This window comes from Chelativorans alearensis, from assembly GCF_010993735.1.
Taxonomy (GTDB): Bacteria; Pseudomonadota; Alphaproteobacteria; order Rhizobiales; family Rhizobiaceae; genus Chelativorans; species Chelativorans alearense.
In genome coordinates this window covers 168,942-185,619 of the sequence record NZ_WQNI01000004.1, presented here as the reverse complement: position 1 = coordinate 185,619, position 16,678 = coordinate 168,942, and the positions used below count along the sequence as shown (strand labels likewise).

Annotated in this window: 17 protein-coding genes; 9 read left to right on the top strand and 8 right to left on the bottom strand. The window is 62.7% G+C overall.

Translation table 11 applies throughout. The features are described 5' to 3' along the window. Window positions 1–75: 75 nt before the first annotated feature. A complete protein-coding gene (locus GPJ75_RS08080) occupies window positions 76–1,113 on the bottom strand; it encodes a universal stress protein (RefSeq protein WP_163266917.1) in 1,038 nt (345 codons plus the stop codon). A gap of 287 nt (window positions 1,114–1,400) precedes the next feature. Here GPJ75_RS08080 and GPJ75_RS08075 point away from each other — a divergent pair, with 287 nt between their 5' ends. Beyond that, window positions 1,401–2,381 (top strand): ribose-phosphate diphosphokinase, encoded by a 981-nt coding sequence (locus GPJ75_RS08075; protein WP_163266915.1) that lies wholly within the window; start codon window positions 1,401–1,403, stop codon window positions 2,379–2,381. Here GPJ75_RS08075 and GPJ75_RS08070 read toward each other — a convergent pair. Both GPJ75_RS08070 and GPJ75_RS08065 read right to left on the bottom strand, forming a co-directional pair. Next, window positions 2,326–3,384 (bottom strand): hypothetical protein, encoded by a 1,059-nt coding sequence (locus GPJ75_RS08070; protein WP_163266913.1) that lies wholly within the window; start codon window positions 3,382–3,384, stop codon window positions 2,326–2,328. The two genes, GPJ75_RS08075 and GPJ75_RS08070, sit on opposite strands and share 56 nt — an antisense overlap. 27 nt (window positions 3,385–3,411) lie before the next feature. Next, a complete protein-coding gene (locus tag GPJ75_RS08065; protein WP_163266911.1) occupies window positions 3,412–4,239 on the bottom strand; it encodes a universal stress protein in 828 nt (275 codons plus the stop codon). A 100-nt stretch (window positions 4,240–4,339) separates the two neighbouring features. On the opposite strand from GPJ75_RS08065, the gene GPJ75_RS08060 reads away from it, so the two are divergent. Then, the gene (locus GPJ75_RS08060; protein ID WP_163266909.1) at window positions 4,340–4,795 is read left to right on the top strand and encodes an NUDIX hydrolase; all 456 of its coding nucleotides are present in this window, start codon (window positions 4,340–4,342) and stop codon (window positions 4,793–4,795) included. A gap of 279 nt (window positions 4,796–5,074) precedes the next feature. On the opposite strand, the gene GPJ75_RS08055 is transcribed toward GPJ75_RS08060, so the two are convergent. Next, the gene (locus GPJ75_RS08055; RefSeq protein ID WP_163266907.1) at window positions 5,075–5,518 is read right to left on the bottom strand and encodes a DUF2267 domain-containing protein; all 444 of its coding nucleotides are present in this window, start codon (window positions 5,516–5,518) and stop codon (window positions 5,075–5,077) included. A 135-nt stretch (window positions 5,519–5,653) separates the two neighbouring features. Here GPJ75_RS08055 and GPJ75_RS08050 point away from each other — a divergent pair, with 135 nt between their 5' ends. The 6 genes from GPJ75_RS08050 to GPJ75_RS08025 all read left to right on the top strand — a co-directional run bounded on the left by GPJ75_RS08050 (window position 5,654) and on the right by GPJ75_RS08025 (window position 11,666). Continuing rightward, window positions 5,654–6,094: a DUF3775 domain-containing protein gene (locus GPJ75_RS08050; RefSeq protein WP_163266905.1), complete on the top strand. Its 441-nt coding sequence runs from the start codon at window positions 5,654–5,656 to the stop codon at window positions 6,092–6,094. A gap of 45 nt (window positions 6,095–6,139) precedes the next feature. Then, window positions 6,140–7,666 (top strand): bifunctional aminoglycoside phosphotransferase/ATP-binding protein, encoded by a 1,527-nt coding sequence (locus tag GPJ75_RS08045; protein WP_246248974.1) that lies wholly within the window; start codon window positions 6,140–6,142, stop codon window positions 7,664–7,666. A 164-nt stretch (window positions 7,667–7,830) separates the two neighbouring features. Beyond that, window positions 7,831–8,250 carry a CBS domain-containing protein gene (locus GPJ75_RS08040; protein WP_163266901.1) on the top strand — a complete coding sequence of 140 codons (420 nt, stop codon included), beginning with the start codon at window positions 7,831–7,833 and terminating at the stop codon, window positions 8,248–8,250. A 334-nt stretch (window positions 8,251–8,584) separates the two neighbouring features. Next, window positions 8,585–10,207 carry a chaperonin GroEL gene (gene groL / locus GPJ75_RS08035; protein ID WP_163266900.1) on the top strand — a complete coding sequence of 541 codons (1,623 nt, stop codon included), beginning with the start codon at window positions 8,585–8,587 and terminating at the stop codon, window positions 10,205–10,207. Window positions 10,208–10,259: 52 nt separating this feature from the next. Further along, window positions 10,260–10,565 carry an XRE family transcriptional regulator gene (locus tag GPJ75_RS08030; RefSeq protein WP_163266898.1) on the top strand — a complete coding sequence of 102 codons (306 nt, stop codon included), beginning with the start codon at window positions 10,260–10,262 and terminating at the stop codon, window positions 10,563–10,565. Window positions 10,566–10,880: 315 nt separating this feature from the next. Next, on the top strand, window positions 10,881–11,666 hold the full coding sequence (locus GPJ75_RS08025) for a LuxR C-terminal-related transcriptional regulator (RefSeq protein ID WP_246248973.1): 786 nt from the start codon (window positions 10,881–10,883) through the stop codon (window positions 11,664–11,666). A 142-nt stretch (window positions 11,667–11,808) separates the two neighbouring features. Here the strand turns inward: GPJ75_RS08025 and GPJ75_RS08020 are convergent, their stop codons facing one another. The 4 genes from GPJ75_RS08020 to GPJ75_RS08005 form a co-directional block, all read right to left on the bottom strand. Further along, window positions 11,809–12,351: a prepilin peptidase gene (locus GPJ75_RS08020; protein ID WP_163266896.1), complete on the bottom strand. Its 543-nt coding sequence runs from the start codon at window positions 12,349–12,351 to the stop codon at window positions 11,809–11,811. Between the two features lie 153 nt (window positions 12,352–12,504). Next, window positions 12,505–13,464 carry a type II secretion system F family protein gene (locus GPJ75_RS08015; RefSeq protein WP_163266894.1) on the bottom strand — a complete coding sequence of 320 codons (960 nt, stop codon included), beginning with the start codon at window positions 13,462–13,464 and terminating at the stop codon, window positions 12,505–12,507. A 10-nt stretch (window positions 13,465–13,474) separates the two neighbouring features. Then, window positions 13,475–14,446 carry a type II secretion system F family protein gene (locus tag GPJ75_RS08010; protein ID WP_163267053.1) on the bottom strand — a complete coding sequence of 324 codons (972 nt, stop codon included), beginning with the start codon at window positions 14,444–14,446 and terminating at the stop codon, window positions 13,475–13,477. After that, on the bottom strand, window positions 14,446–15,867 hold the full coding sequence (locus tag GPJ75_RS08005; protein ID WP_163266892.1) for a TadA family conjugal transfer-associated ATPase: 1,422 nt from the start codon (window positions 15,865–15,867) through the stop codon (window positions 14,446–14,448). Before GPJ75_RS08005 ends, GPJ75_RS08010 begins: the two co-directional genes overlap by 1 nt. A gap of 513 nt (window positions 15,868–16,380) precedes the next feature. On the opposite strand from GPJ75_RS08005, the gene GPJ75_RS08000 reads away from it, so the two are divergent. Continuing rightward, on the top strand, window positions 16,381–16,599 hold the full coding sequence (locus GPJ75_RS08000) for a Flp family type IVb pilin (RefSeq protein ID WP_163266890.1): 219 nt from the start codon (window positions 16,381–16,383) through the stop codon (window positions 16,597–16,599). Window positions 16,600–16,678 lie beyond the last annotated feature (79 nt).

Sequence of the window (16,678 nt, the reverse complement as noted above, 5' to 3'; positions counted from 1 at the left end):
ATGGGCGATGACTTTCGGCAAGCGCCCGCGCCGCTGCCGCAAGCGGATCGCCTTCCGTTCCCGGTGCCGCCAGCATTACGAGACGGGGCCGCGCGGCGGCCGGCCGTTTCCCTGGCTACCCGCGGCGTGATTGCCATGGTTGGCATTCGCCCCCATGACCACGAGAAGCGGCGTGCGTGCGTGGGTTATCATGTAGCCGGCAACACTGCCGCAGGCCACGTCGGGCCGGCTGCTGCGGCCGTGGGCCGACATGACCGTGAGATCGATGCGCTCATCCTCGACGAGGCGAGCCAGATCGCTGCGCACGTCGCCATCACGGACGACCAGGCTGCGCACTGCAAGCCCCGAACACGCAAGGCGCCGGCGAATCCGCTCGACATATCCGCGCGCCACCTGCTCGTTGCGCTCGCCCACCTGCTGCCGCAGCTTGTGATCGTTCGCCTCGAGGGGGCCTGTTTCGGTCAACTCCGGCGTCGGGATGACATGGGCAAGAAGCAGTTCCGCACCGGTCGCGCGGGCAAGGCGTGCAGCCAAGGGCAACACGCTCTCGGCCATGCGCGAGCCGTCAAGCGGCACGAGCAGGCGCCGGTAGCGCACCTCGGTTACCGCCTCGGCCGACGGCGGCACCAGAAGCAGCGCACCGCAGGAGCGGTCGATAAGCTTGCGGGCGGTTTCGCCCAGCTCCCAGTCGGCGGCGTTCTCGTCGGCCTTCGTAGCGACCACCGTAACGCAGGCCTCCAGTTCACGCACGCAGCGGCGAATCTGGTCGACGGGCCGGCCCTCGGTGACCCTGACATCCAGCTTCGACAGACGTGGCTGTCCCTCCCCTATCGCCCGCCGGACACGGCTGTGGGCTTCCTGCCGGCGAATGCTCCACTCCACCGGATCGGCGGGCTCGTCCGGTCGCACAGGCAGGTCCAGCACGTGGAGAAGCGTGAGCGGCGCGCTCAGCGCTTCGGCCATCGCCATGGCATGCGGGATGAGCCTGCGCGCGGCGGATGCGGAGGCTTCCACGTAAGCCAGGACCGGCGAGGATGTGGAGGAGAATGAGCGTTCGGAAAACTCTGCCTCGCAATTGTGAGCCTGGTTCGGTGCAGAAGAGGATGCCAGCATGCTTGCCTCCGGTTCGGCGCTCGCGCGGAGGACGGCGGTTTCGGCTGCGCGTGGTAAAATTTGCCGGATTTTCGCAGTCCGGCACCTCACGTCTGTTTCCCGTCGTCGCGGAGCAGATCTGTCGCGTGTCGGTGAACGCCGGAACCGTGCACCCATCAGGCTGTTCCGTTCATTGATCCTCGTCAAAGGAAGCCTCAAATAGGAGGTTCCGCTGGGCCGCCGATTGACACGGATCAAGGCAATGGACGGCCGCGGCAGCAGACTGGCCGTACGATGGAGAAGGAACCATGCGCCTTTTCGCGCTGAAGGGCTCGGAAGATCTCGGCGCCGCCGTCGCGGTGGCCCTCGGCACCGCCCTCGATCCGCACGAGGAGCGGGACTTCAAGGACGGTGAGCACAAGGCGCGCCCGCTTGTCGGCGTGCGCGGCGAGGATGTCTATGCGCTGCACAGCCTCGCGGGAAGCGACGACGCTTCCGCCAACGACCGGCTCCTGAAACTGCTCTTCTTCCTGGCGACATGCCGCGAGCATGGCGCCGAGCGGGTGACGGCGGTCGCGCCCTATCTCGCCTATGCGCGCAAGGACAGGCAGACCAAGGCGCGTGATCCGGTGGCCACGCGCTATGTCGCGCAGCTCTTGGAGGCGGTCGGGACGGATCGGGTCGTCACGCTCGACGTGCACAACATCGCGGCCTTTCAGAATGCGTTCCGCTGCGAGACCGTGCATCTCGACACACGCCGGCTTTTCCTTCCGGTGATCGAACGGCTGGCGGGCGCCCTCCCCGTCACCATCCTTTCGCCCGACGGCGGCGGCGTGAAGCGCGCGCAACTGCTCAAGGAATGCCTGGAAGCGGAGACCGATCTGCAGGCAGGCTTCGGCTTCCTGGAGAAGCGCCGCAGCCGAGGCGTCGTATCCGGCGATCTCTTCGCAGGCGATGTGAATGGCACCGCCGTCTTCATCCTCGACGACATGATCAGCACGGGCGGCACCATGCTGCGCGCGGCCGACGCCTGCCGCGCGCGCGGCGCGAAGGCGGTTCATGCGCTGGCGACCCACGGGCTGTTCGGCCCGGGTGCCGGGGCCTTGTTCGGGAGCGATGCCGTCGACCGCATCGTCGTGACCGACAGCGTGGCGAGCGCCATGCGCGCCAAGGTGGAATATCCCGCGGCGCGGCTGGAGATCGCCTCCGTCGCTCCCCTGATCGGCGAGGCGATCAGACGCCTTCGCGACGGCGGGTCGATTTCCGATCTTCTGGGGACCGAGAGCTGAGCTCGTGTTCCGCCTGCTCGATGTAGCGGACGGCCAAGGGACGCCACTTCTCGGGATGGCGCACGGGCTTCTCCATCAGATGGACGATGCACAGGCGGGCCCTGAGCAGGGCCCGGAAAGCGCCGTAGAGCGCCAGAAGATCGGCCGAGGGATAATATCCATGCCGCTTCCCCAGCGCTGCGCTGAGCATCGGCCGGATCCAGGGTGCGCCGAGCATCTCGGATTCCATGCCGAGATAGTTGACCTCGTCGTAAGGATCGATGATGCGCATGGCGCGGTTGAACTCCAGGCAGTCGATGATCTGCGGCGGGTGGGACAGGCAGACATGCTCGGGCCTGAGGTCGCCGTGTCCTTCGACAACGACATCCGCGGCAATGCGCTCGAAGATTTCGGGTCTCAGCCGCGCAAGCAGCCTTTCGACGGCGTCGAGCGGGCCGGCGGCCATCTCCGCCAGGGCCGGATCGCTGCGCGCAAGGATGGAACGGTTGAGGCGATGCTCCTCGACCAGATGGCGCAAATATGCACCTGCACACGCACGCTCGGGCTCGCGACACGCGTAGAACCCGGCAAGCAGCCGGGCAATGCGTTCGACGTCCCCGCGCCCGACCCGCCCATCCGGTATGCGCTCATCCAGCATGTCCGCTTGCGGCAGCCGCCTCATCTCCACCAGCCAGTCAACGATGCGGCCGCCACTTGCGAGCGAGAACGTGCCGGAGGACGACCGGTACAGTGGAACCGCCTGCAGGTAGGTTTCGGGTGCTAGACGACGGTTCAGCCGCAGTTCCTCCTCACAGAAGAACTTGCGCCTTGCGACCGTGCTGAAATCCAGGAACGTCCGCTTGACCGGCTTCTTGAGCTTGTAGACGCGCTCGTCGGTGAGAAAGACCCACGACATATGGGTCTCGCGCGCCTCCACGTGCTTTGGCGCTATCGGGTAGGCTTGCGGATCGCTGAGGAACCGCACCTTGGCTGCCAGGTCGTCGCTTTGCCGCCGTCTTGTCATCGAAAGAGACAATGCCGACGGCCCGCTTCAGTTCGAAAACAGACGGTTGAGCGATCCGTCGGCGAGGAGCGAGCGTGTCATGCCGCCAAAGACCCATTCGCGAAGCCGGCTGTGGCCGTAGCCGCCGGCCACGATCAGGTCGGCCCCTGTCTCCCGGGCTATTTCCGCGATCGCCACTTCGTGGTTCGCCCCGCCGACGCCCAGGACGTCGGAGCCAGCCTTCACGCCATGCCGCATCAGGAACCGGACCACGTCGCCGGCACTCTCCCGGGGTGTCTTCTGGTCACCCTCGGCGATGGTGATGACGCTGACCTCCTGCGCATCCGTGAGGAACGGCATGGCATCGGCGACCGCACGCCTTGCTTCGCGCGTGTCCTTCCAGGCGATCACGACCCTGCGTGCAAGCACGGGCGCAAGGTCGTCCGAAGCAAAGAGCACGGGACGCCCGGCCGAAAGGATCAACGTGCCCGGATCCACCGTCCGTCCGCCATCGCCGGCGACATCGGGTGCGGGAGTGCCGGTGACGAGGAGATCGGCCGCGCGCGCATGGATGGCGAGAAACTGTGTCGGATCGCCCAATTCGCCGCGCCAGGAGACGTGCTCGCCGTCGCCGGCCACGCTCAGGAACTCTTCCTTCAAGGCCTTGAGCTTTTCCCGGATATCGTCGGTCCGCTGACGCATCATCTCCGCCGTGACTATTCCGCTATCGTCTGGAGGGACGAACATATGGGCTTGCGCCGCGGCAAAGCCGATCAGATCGGCCTCGAAACGTCTGGCCAAATTCATCGCAAATGTAAGCCGTGGGGTCGCGGCAGTGTCCACGTCGAGCTGGACCATGATCGTATTGTAGGCCATGTTGAGTGCTCCTTCATGTCGCGGAAACTGAGCACGGCCAGCGGACTTACTCCTTGATGCGCGTCAAAGGTGGCCGCCAAAGGATCGCGAAGATCTGGCAATGACCCGCAAAAGCGCCGGCATAGTGCCTTTCAAACGGTGGTCAGGTGGGATGGAGGTCCTCCTCGTGCATCCCGGCGGTCCGTTCTGGCGCAAGCGGGACACAGGTGCCTGGTCCATCGCAAAGGGAGAATACTCGCAGGACGAGCAACCCGAGGCAGCCGCCCGCCGCGAATTCGCGGAAGAGACCGGGTGGGAAGCGGAGGGCGACCTGACGCCGCTCGGAGAAATCCGGCAAGCCGGCGGAAAATGCGTCACAGCCTTCGCCCTGGAGGCCGACTTCGACCCGCGGACCCTGCGTAGCAACCGCTTCGAGATGGAGTGGCCGCCGCGAAGCGGCCGCATGCAATCCTTTCCGGAAGTCGACCGCGCGGAATGGTTCGGCCTCAACGAGGCGCGCGAAAAGCTGGTTGCGAGGCAGCGGGCCTTCATCGACCGGCTGGAGGAGGTTTTATAAGGACTGCCTCAAATCTTCGCATCGGTTTTGACACGGATCAATATGGAACGTGGGAAACCGGTTTAGAAACGGGGCACGTCACGCCGAGGCAGATTGGCGAAGTACAGTGGTGAACCGCCTACGGACGCGAATCCACTTACGCGATGAACCAGTCGTCCGTTGACGTGTGGCGGACGGACCCGCGGCACCAGGCCGAGCGCCCCAGGAGAGATCCCAGGGTGGAAGGTGCTGGGCCGCGGGTCTCGCTTTTTTGGCATTCTTGGTCTGCACCCGCGCCCATCAGCTCCGACGCGCGGCTTCCGGCCACAATGCGCGAAGGGGAACCGGGAACGTATCGATGAGCTTGGCGGTTTCACCCGGATCGAGCTCCTGCCAGAGCAGGTCGAACACGGCCTTGGTCGTGCCGACGGGATCGCGCGGGAACTGCGGAGGCAGGCCTTCCGCGACATGGGCGGCGAATTCGTCCACCTGGCGGTCGGGCGCGGGCTTGGCGCCGATATGCCAGCCTTCGTAATAGATGCCGCGCACGAGGATCGGAAGCTGCGCCCCGAGATGGACGGCCTGCTCGACGGTCAATCGGTCGCGCAGGGCATGAAGCACGGCCCTCAAGGCGCTGTAGGCCTGATGCCGGTCACGGAAGTGATGATCGTTCATCAGTCTCTTCAGCCAGAGATTCGTCTGCTGGATGGTGTGGTCCAGCGCCGGTAGCTGCGTGTCGCTCATCGCCGTTATCCTTCTTCATTGCTGACCTAGCGCATCGCGGCGACCTGCGAATTGACCCCGATCAATGGCTTTGCGCCCGGGACGCTTACAATTTACCCCGAAAGCCACAGAGTGGCACTTCCGAGGCGAACGGCGATGACCCGATTTTCTAAACAGACCGCGGAACCCGATATCGAACTGTCGATCCCGCTCGAAAAAGTCTGCTTCATCATCATGAAGGCGCGTGAATTCGATGCCAAGGATGTCGAGACCGACACGGACCCGGGATCAAACCCGTCGGACGACCGGGAGATAGACGTCCTCGAAGACCGCGCCGACGATCCCGCGCTGGAAGAGTTGGCGGCGCTGATCTCCGATCTCTCGATCGACGAGCAGATCGACCTCGTGGCGCTGGCATGGCTGGGCCGCGAAGAATATCCCGACGATTGGGAGAGCGTGCGCGCCGAGGCGGCAAGAGCCCACAACGAGCACACCGCTGCCTATCTCACCGGCAGCCCGCTTCTGGCCGACCATCTTTCGGACGGTCTTTCGATCCTGGGGCTGAGCTGCAGTGACTACGAGCTTCAACATTTGTAGTTGCTCGACGACCGCTGCAGCGTCATGGCAGCGGAGAAAAACCCGATGATCGTTGAAGACCAAGCCGCTTCGACCGCGCTCCTCACCGACCCTGCATTTCATGGGGCCCACGGACGGGTGGAGGTCATCGAGACCCATATCTCCCGCGTCTTCCTGGCGGGGGATCGGGCGTGGAAGATGAAGCGCGCGGTGAAGCTGCCCTATGTCGACTTCTCCACGCCCGAACTACGCCTTGCGGCCTGTGACAAGGAAATGGAGCTGAACGCGAGAACCACGCCGGAACTGTATGTCGCCTCCCACCGGATAACCCGGGAAACCGATGGCCGGCTTGCCCTCGACGGTTCGGGACATCTGGTCGATGGAGTGGTGGAGATGAAGCGCTTTCGCCAGTCGAGCCTGCTCGACCGGATGGCGCTTGCGGGCAAGCTCACCCCCGCCTTGATGAGCGAGACGGCGCACATGGTCGCACGGTTTCATCGCGATGCGCCCATAGACCGGATGCGCGGCGGCAGCGCCACTATGGTGGGTGTGCTCGACATCAACGAGGCGGGATTCGCGACCAGCCACGTCTTCAGCGAAGCGGAGATGGCCCCCTTCAACCGTGCTTTCCGTTCCGCACTGGCGCGTCATTCGAACCTCCTCGACCGGCGGTCGGCGGCTGGCAGGATTCGCCGCTGCCACGGCGATCTCCACCTCAGGAACATCTGCCTCATCGCCGGCGCGCCGCGGCTCTTCGACTGTATCGAGTTCAGCGAGGAGCTCGCCACTATCGACGTCCTCTATGACCTGGCGTTCCTCCTGATGGACCTCTGGCACCGCGGCTTCGCGGCGTTCGCCACCCTCGTCATGAACCGCTATCTCGACGAGGCGGACGACGATGACGGCTTCCTATTCCTCCCCTTCTTCATGGCCGTGAGGGCCTCCGTGCGGGCGCATGTCACCGCGACGCAAGTCGAAGAGGGAGGAGAGGCGGCCGGGCTTGCCGACGAGGCCCGATCCTATTTCGAACTGGCCCGCACGCTGCTTGAGGCGCATCCGCCGCGTCTCGTGGCGATCGCGGGCCTGAGCGGTTCCGGCAAGACGACCGTGGCGGAGATGCTTGCCGCAAAAATCGGCGCGCCGCCGGGCGCCCGCATCGTGGAGAGCGACCGCATCCGCAAGGCAATCCACGGCGTGCCGCCGGAGACGCGCCTTCCGGCCGACGCATATCGGCCGGAGATGTCGGAGACGGTTTATCGGGAGATGGCCGCGCGTGCCGGCTTCATCCTGCGTCAAGGCGGCACGGCGGTGGCCGACGCCGTCTTCGAGCGGCCGTCCGACCGCCGTGGGATCGAGGCGCAAGCCCGGGAAAGCGGAGTACCCTTCCTCGGCTTCTGGCTGGATGCCGATGCGGCGACCCTCCGGCAGCGTGTCGCGGCGCGCCGGGGCGGACCTTCGGACGCCACCGTCGAAATCGTTCAGCGTCAGTTGGAGCGAGACACCGACTATTCCGGCTGGGTCAGGATCGATGCCGGGCGCGGACCGCACGCCGTCGTCGCTGATATGCTGGCGCATGTCGAAAGTCATGAGTGAAACCCGGCCCGCGCCCTTGCCGCTTTCGCGTCCAGGGATATCTGCATGTAGACGGGCCATTGGAGGAAAAATAGCGCGCAAGCCCGGCTTGCCTTGATTGGCATCAAAACCGGCGCGCTGGAGGAGCGGTATCCTTCATTGTTTTCCGCAAGAGGAGAAAGGCCATGAGAGTCTCGGAAGCCATGCACAAGAATGCCACCTGGGTGCCGCCGACGATGCCCCTTCCCGAGATCGCCAAGATCATGAAGGATCAGGATATCGGCGCCGTGCCCATCGGCGAAAACGACCGCCTGATCGGCATGGTGACTGATCGCGATATCGTCACCCGCGCCTTGCCGAACGGGCATGACGCGTCCACCATGACCGCACGCGACGTCATGTCGCCGGGCATCACCTATTGCCGCTCGGAGGACACACTCGAAGAGGCGATCCAACTGATGGAAGCCAAGAAGATCCGCCGGCTTCCGGTCATCGACGCTGACAAGCGCATGGTCGGAATACTGAGCATCGGCGACCTGTCGCATTGCTGCGACGAGGATTTGACTGGTGAACTGATGCAGGCAGTGAGCGAACACCACGCTTGAGAGCGACTTAGAGCGGCGGGCGCCATCCTTCCCTCAGGCCCTCCCCTCAGTCAGGCTGATAGGGAAGCACGGCCTGAGGTAACCCGGGCCTCACCCGCGGTGCAATGAAGCCGGCATGGGCAGCCTCACGATAGATATCCTGGGCATGCTCCGGCAGGGACCGCCTCACGGGTGGTGGAAGGTCGGCATTCGCCCTTAAGGCATCATTCCACCTTGACGACGGGCATCATTGACGGGGGGCAACCTCCAACGGCCATAGCATTTGACGGGAATCAATGTCGCCTCCTGCGCGTCGGAGTAAGCGAATATCAAAGAAGCTTCGAGGAACCCGTCGATGGTACACAAGCAGGTTCTCTTCCGCTCCGCCGCACGCGAAAAGATCCTTCGCGGTGCCACGGAACTGGCCGATGCGGTGCGCGTCACACTCGGCCCGCGATCGAAGTCGGTGCTCATCGAGAGGAAATGGGGGGCGCCGATCGTCTGCAACGACGGTGTGACCATCGCCAAGGAATTCGATCTCAAGGATCCGGAAGAAAATCTTGGCGCGCGCATGCTGCGACAGGCAGCCGAGAAAACCGGCGACATGGTGGGCGACGGTACCAGCACGTCGACCATCCTCGCGCACGCGATCCTTGCAGACGGGGTACGCAACGTGGTCGCCGGCGCCAGCGCCATCGACATCAAACGCGGCCTGGACCGCGCGACACGGCGGGCGGTGGAGGCCCTGAAGCAGATGTCGCGGCCGGTGAAGACCCGTCGCGAGAAGGAGCAGATCGCCACGATCTCGGCCCACAACGACCCGACGATCGGAGAGCTCGTCGGCGAGGCCATGGAAAAGGTCGGCGGCGAAGGCGTGATCACGGTCGAGGAATCGAAGACCACGGAGACCGCACTCGAGATCGTCGAAGGCATGCAGTTCGACCGCGGTTTCATCTCCCCCTATTTCGTCACCGACACGGAGAAGATGGAAGCAGTGCTCGAAGACGCGGTCATGCTCATCGTCGACCGCAAGGTCTCCTCGCTGCACGACCTTATCAAGCTTCTCGAGGAGGTCGCCAAGTCCGGTGCGCCCCTCCTGGTCATCGCCGAGGACATCGAGGGCGAGGCGCTTGCCACGCTCGTCGTCAACCAGATCCGCGGCGTCTTTCGCAACTGCGCCGTCAAGGCCCCGGGCTTCGGCGACCGCCGCAAGGCGATGCTGCAGGACATTGCCGTATTGACGGGTGGACAGGTCATCTCCGAGGAGGTGGGCTTCAAGCTCGAAAATGTCGGCATTGCGCAGTTGGGACGCGCAAAGCGCATCGTTATCGACAAGGACACGACGACGATCATCGGCGGAGCGGGCGAGCCGCAGGCCATCAAGGCGCGCATCGAGCAGATCCGGCGCGAGATCGACAAGACGACCAGCGACTACGACCGCGAGAAGCTGCAGGAGCGGCTTGCCAAGCTTGCCGGCGGTGTCGCCGTCATCAAGGTCGGCGCGCCGACCGAAGCGGAGATGAAATCCAGGAAGGAAGCCCTGGACGACGCCATCAGCGCGACAAAGGCCGCGGTGGCGGAAGGAATCGTGCCGGGCGGCGGGCTGGCCTTGCTGCGGTGCACGACCGCTGTCGCCGAAGAGGAGAAGCTTTGCGAGGGAGACGAGCGTACGGGTATCCAGATCCTGAAACGGGCGCTGGAAGTGCCGGTCCGGCAGATCGCCGAGAATTCCGCTGCCGACGGAGGCGTCGTGGTCGCGAGAATGCTAGAGGGAACCGGAAATTACGGGTTCGATGCGGGACGCAAGGAGTATGTCGACCTCGTCGAGGCGGGCATCATAGACCCGACCAAGGTCGTGCGTATCGCACTCGAAAACGCGGTTTCCGTCGCCAGCGTCCTGCTTCTGACCGAGGCGACGATGACCGAAATCCCCGAGCCGCCGAAGGAACGGCCCCTTGAGCCGGAGATGGCGCTGTAAGACAACCGGCTCGCGGGCTTCTTCAATCGGGGTCGATGGCGAGGAAGAGCGCATGACGATCACCTCCGAACAGTGCCTTGCGGCAAGAATTCTAACCCGCGTGGACAGGCCGTTGCTTTCATCCGCTTCCGGCGTTCCAATTGCGGTCATCGCTCAGTTCGAGAAGTTCGGCGCCCTCCCCTCTGCCGAGGATCTCGAGCGTCTCAAGCGGGAGCTTGAAAATCTGGGTGCGAACTTCATCCCCGAGGATGCTGCCGGCGGACTCGGCGTGCGGCGCCGGTTCGGTGCCGATCTGTCTCGCCACATCTCGGTGTGGGAGTCTGAAGGAGGCCTGGCCGCAGAGGATGACGTGCCTTGAGGCGCAGGCGTCACAAGTTCGCCTACGTGGCCGACACCATCAAGAAGGTTCGAAGGCCGCAATCGCCGCGCTCCACGCCCTCGGCATCCGCACAGTGATGATCACCGGCGACAACTCTAGCAGGGAACTCCGCGCTCATCTGCTTCGTGCGTGGCCGATGATCTACCACAATTTCTATCGCGCTATATTACGACGAAATATGTATCGTGTGAAAAGTTACCGGATGCGAGGATAACGACGCGAGTGCCCTTATCGGCTACAAAAGGAGTGACGGTTGGGAATCCTTTCAACAAGAAAAGCAAGAAGGGGGAAACCATGACATTTCACGCGGAAACCAGCGAATTTCGACTGGGCGTGAACGAGGGCTGGTCTGCAACAAGCGCCACTATCCTTAGAACCCCACCAGACTTTCCTACCCTCCAGATGGCCCAGGATTGGAGCCGATCGTTGGTGATACTCGACCCACGCACGCTGGGCCGTGAATGTCTGGCCCGGGCCTTTGCGACGCGTCGCGTTCGAATGGAGGTGGCGGCATTTGCGTCGATGCAGGAGTGGAAGAGCGTAAAGGACCTCCACTCGCCGCTGGGCGCAATCCTGTTCAACCTGAGTGGTCGCAGCTTTGCCGACCCTGAGGTCGTCAGCGAGATAACCCAGTTGGTCTCCGATTTCCACCCTGTGCCGGTGGTGGTCCTGGCGGACGAGGGGGACGTCACGGAAATATTCACGGCGCTCGAATGCGGCGTTCGCGGCTATATCCCTGCCACGGTCGGCATCGATGCATGCATCGAAGCAATTAACCTGGCGATTGCCGGCGGCGTCTTCGTGCCGGCGAGCAGTCTCTTCGCGCTGCGGCAGGCTCTCGACCCCAGTTTTCGGGAGGCCAAGCCGATTTCGTCGGTGTTCACGCCGCGGGAGGCGGCGGTGGTTGAGGCGTTGCGGCGGGGGAAAGCAAACAAGATAATCGCTTATGAGCTCGACATGTGCGAAAGCACGGTTAAGGTTCATATCCGGCATATCATGAAAAAGATGAAGGCCACGAATAGAACTGAAGTTGCATATAAGATCAATAGCCTCTTTAATTCAGAAGAAGCAGCTTCTTAGCATTTCAGCAAAAATGACCACGCCCCGTCGGCTTCTGCTGCCGACGGGGTGAATTTCGTTTGTGTGTTCTGAAGTGACTCAACCGAATGAATAGCAAGTGCGCCATCTCGAATGGCTTTTTGCGGAGTGCGGATCGGCATGTTCAGCTGACGATGCGATAGGCGCCCGCGAGAACGACACCGATCAGACCAGCGGCTATGGGCACCCCGAAAGGTACGACCCCCTTGCGGTCGAGGTGCTCGACATAGTGCCGGAAGGCGGGAGCCGGCAGCAGCATGGGATTCTTCACCACGAAGGCGGTCAACGCCGTAAAGGCCAGAAGCAGCAATGAAAAGAGTATGAGGTCCTCGCCGCCGGAGATCAGCGGTGCGACGCCCATCAGCTTGACGTCGCCGGCGCCGACTTTTCGCAACAGCCAAAAAGGAAACAGGAGCAGGAAAAGCAGCCCCCCGGCCATCACGGCGATCGCCGCGTTTTCCCAGCCGCCGGTGGCGTTCAGCTGATCCAGGACACCGCCCCCCTGGCCGACAAGGTTCGCCTGAAGCAGGAGGCTGCCCAGCCCGAGAATGGCAAGGGTCAGAACATCGTTATTTGCGATCTTCTGCGTCTTGAAATCGACCAGTGCGATCTTCACGAGAAGCCCGATCGCGATCGCAGCGATCAATAGTTCCGTGGCTGTGTGCATGATCATCTTCCTATGTTGTTCACGCTGGAGGTGAGAAACTCCAGATTGTTCATGATCGTCGGGGTCATTGGGGCCAGTTCGTCGGCCTTCAGGAAATTCCGCCGGGCTTCACTGCTGCTTTCCAATTCCCCACAAAACAGATCATTCCCCCTTCTAGAAAAAGATCCCCTTCATCCTGATGATCACCGGAAGCATGACGATCATCATCACGACCGGGAAAATACATAGCCCCAAAGGGATCATCATCTTGACGGGCAAGGAATTTGCCTTTTCCTCGGCATGCAGGATGCGCTGGGTTCGCATCTCGTCGCTGTAGACGCGCAGCGCCTCGGTCAGGCTGGTGCCGAGTTCCTCCGACTGCCGGAAAAGCACCGCCAGCGAACGCGCCTCATCGATGCCGATGCGGTCGGCGAGGTCTCTGAGGGCATCGCGCAAGGGTTTGCCGGCGCGCATCTGCAGGTTCATGATTGCAAGCTGAATGCCGAGCGACCTGTGCGTTCCCGCAAGCTCGTTACTGACCCGCTCGACGGCGGCTTCAAGGCTCATGCCGGCATCGGCGCAAGTGATCATCATGTCCATGAAGTCCGGAAAGCCGCGCCGATATTTTTGTTTCTCGGCTTTCTCGAAACGGTCCAGCGCGGTGCTTGGGATGACAATGCAGGCAAGGCCGAACAGTGCGCCCCCGACAAAGGCCAGGAAACCGGGAAGCTGCGATGGCAGAACGGCCGTGAGGCCCATATAGGCGCCGAGGAAGCCGGCGACCACGAAGCCGATCCGAGACAGCGTATAGAGGAAGGGAGCGCCCGTCTGGTGGAAGCCGGCGCGGAAGAGCTTCGCCTCCAATGCATTGGGCTCGCCGCGCTCCTTTTCCGCGGCGCGGAAGTAGGCTTCCACCGGCCGCCGCGCGGAGAGCTTTATGAGCTCGGTCTGCGCCTCGAGCGAGCGCCGGTTGACCTTTCCATCCTGGAGCAGGCTCTCGGTCAACCGGCGACGCGTTTCCAGAGCAGGCCTGAGCACGAGAGCCGCGAACAGGAACATCGTGACAGCCGAGAGGAATACCGCGCCCGAGAGGAGCAATCCGGAATTCTGGAGGCTAGCGAAAAGGTTTGTCATCTTTCCAGCCTCAGAAGTCGAAATTGACCATACGGTACATAATGACGTCGCCAATCAGCGCCCAAGTACCGAAGATTACGAAAACCGGCGTGATCATCGGGCTATCCCAGACATCGCCGTAATAGCTCGGCGTGAGAAGCCAGAGGACGCCGAACATGACGAACGGAAAGGCCGATATGAGGATGGCGGACCACCGGCCCTCCGCCGAAAGGGCGCGGATCTTCAGCCTTAGCTTCTGGCGCTCGCGCAGGACCTTGGAAAGGTTGGACAGGATCTCGGTCAGATTGCCGCCCGTCTTGGCCTGGATCGACAGCGAAACCGAAAGGAGGTTCAATCCCTCGAAGCCGACCCGCTCGGACAGTTTGCGCACGGCCTGTTCGAGGCTGAGGCCGAAGGTGATCTCGTCGGAAACGATGCCAAATTCGGTGCCGAGCGGATCCTGCATCTCGCGCGCGACCAGCCCGATTGCGACCGATGTCGGATGGCCCGCGCGCAGCGAGCGCACGATCATGTCCAGCGTATCGGGAAGCTGTGCCGCGAACTTGGCAATGCGTTTCTTGCGGGCGCGGCGCAGCACGATAAGCGGCAGCGCGAAGGCGACGAGAAGGAATGCCGCAATGGCAACGACGGCGGCAAAGCCGAAAACCATTCGCATGAGAAATGCTGTCACCATACCCGCCGCGATGAACATTGCTGCAAAAGCAAGCGGATTGCCGGTGATGCCGGACTGTGTGTAGAGCCGGTTGAGCGCAATCATCCTGAAGGCGAAGTCGCCGGTTTTGCTCAGGCCCCGCTCACGCAGGAGCCCTTGGAGCGTCTGTTCGGCGGGCGCCTCCTCGGCCAGGCGCTTCAAACGGCGGTTGATCGTGCCTGCCCTGGCGCGGCGCCCCGCATAGGTGACGTAGAAGGCCTCGGCGGCGAGGATCGCCGACGCCGCCGCCAGCACATAGATGACATAGAGGAGCGTCTGGCCGGTCAGCATCATAGCGGCACCTGCGGGTTGAAGGCGTCCTTGGCGAAGTGGAAGCCCATGGTCGCGGCTTCCGTCGCGAAACGGGGCCTGACCCCGGTCGCCCGGAAGTCGCCGATGATCTTGCCTTCCGACGAAACGTCGCGGCGGACGAAGTGATAGATCTCCTGAAGCTGGACAACGCTCCCTTCCATGCCGGTGATTTCGGTGATCGAGATCACCCGCCGGCCGCCGTCGGAAAGGCGCTGCGTCTGCACGATGACGTCGATGGCCGAGGCGATCTGCGCACGGATCGATTCCTGGGTCATCGGCATGCCCGCCATGCCCACCATCTGTTCCAACCGGCCCAGCGCGTCGCGCGGTGTGTTGGCGTGAACGGTGGTCATCGAGCCTTCGTGGCCCGTGTTCATGGCCTGCAGCATGTCGAAGGCTTCCTCCCCGCGCACCTCGCCGACGATGATGCGGTCGGGCCGCATGCGCAGCGCATTCTTGACCAGCTCGCGCTGGCGCACCTCGCCCCTGCCCTCGACATTGGGCGGCCGCGTTTCCATCCGGCCTACATGCGGCTGCTGCAATTGCAGTTCGGCCGCGTCCTCGATGGTGACCAGGCGCTCCTTGTGGGAGATGTAGCTCGAAAGCGCGTTGAGCAGCGTCGTCTTGCCGCTGCCGGTTCCCCCCGAGACCAGGATCGATTTGCGCGATTGCACAGCGATCTTCAGGAAATCGATCATCGGCGGGCGGATCGAATTGAACTCGACCAGCTTTTCCAGCGAAAAGGGCTTCTTCGAGAATTTGCGGATCGAGACCAGCGGCCCGTCGACCGCGATCGGCCGCACGGCGACATTGACGCGCGAGCCGTCCTCGAGACGGGCGTCGACCATCGGATAGGATTCGTCGACGCGCCGGCCGATGGCCGAGACGATCTTGTTGATGACGCGCAGGAGATGCGCTTCGTCACGGAAACGGACCGGCGTCTCATGGAGCTGGCCATGACGCTCGACGAACACCCGCCGGTGCGTGTTGATCAGGATATCGGCGATGGAATCGTCCTTGAGCAGGGGCTCGATCGGACCGAGCCCGAGCATCTCGTCGGCGGTGTCGCTGGTAAGCTGGTCGAGCTCGCGCGCGTTGAGCGGGACGCTCCGGTTGCGGACGAAGTCGCGCACCACCGGGCGGATATCGTTGAGGATCTGCTCCTTCGAAGCGGTCTCCAGCGTGGCAAGATTGAAACGCTCGATCAGGTGCCGGTGAAGCTCCACCTTGAGGGTGAGGAAGTCGTCATGGTGCCTTGCCTCGGGCGCTGCTGCCGCTGTTGCAACGATCGCCGGCGTGGCCGGCGCGCGCTCGCGGACTGGCTCGACGACGGACATCGCCACCGGCGGCTCGATGCGCGGTTGAGTTGTACCGTTTGCCTTTGTGAAACGCCCCAGCATGGATAGCTCCCACCCAATATTGCCGGTAAAAGCTATTTGGCAGCCGTGAAAGTTGCAAGCATTGCCGGTTAAGTACTTGGACGAATACTTCGATCGGGTTATAGCGCTGTCCGACTGCGAGGTGGTTTCTATTGTGTCGGCGGTTGAGGGGCGCCGACGACGATGCAGTTCTCCGCGGACATCTCCTTCATTTAAAAAATACCTTATAATCAAATAGATATAAGATTCATGATGTTGCGCTGATTGCGATTCCCCTTCTTCAAGACAATCGAAATCCTAACAAGGATCAGCGTTCTGAAGGCCTGAGGTGCAGCATTTACGTACCCCTTTCGGTGCATCTTTTGGCCTGTTTTCTACTCCCCCGTAAGTATACCAAAGTTAATTATCCCCAAGCGCGTTGACTCTTTTCTCGTTCTAAACGCACGATTGCATGTGACGGGCGAGTGCATTGGTTTGGGGTTCATATCCGGGCACATCTCGTCGTTTCGAAACCTCTATCTGGGAGTAATTGGCATGAAAAAGCTCATGACGATCGCCCGGCAGTTCCGCGATGACGAAGACGGCGCTGCCATGGTCGAATATTCAATCCTGGTCGGTGTCATCGCCACAGCCGCAATTCTGGCACTTGTTGCAATCGGCTTGTGGGCTTCCGGCCGGTTCACCGGTTTGTGTACCGCTCTCAACGGCTCCGGCGTTGGCACCTGCGATGCCGCGACAGGAACCGGATCGTAATACTTTGCGGTTCAGGCCCGGGTATTTGCCCGGGCCTGAATTCTCTGTGGGGCAGCAGCGCAGGCGTGTAACGGGTATG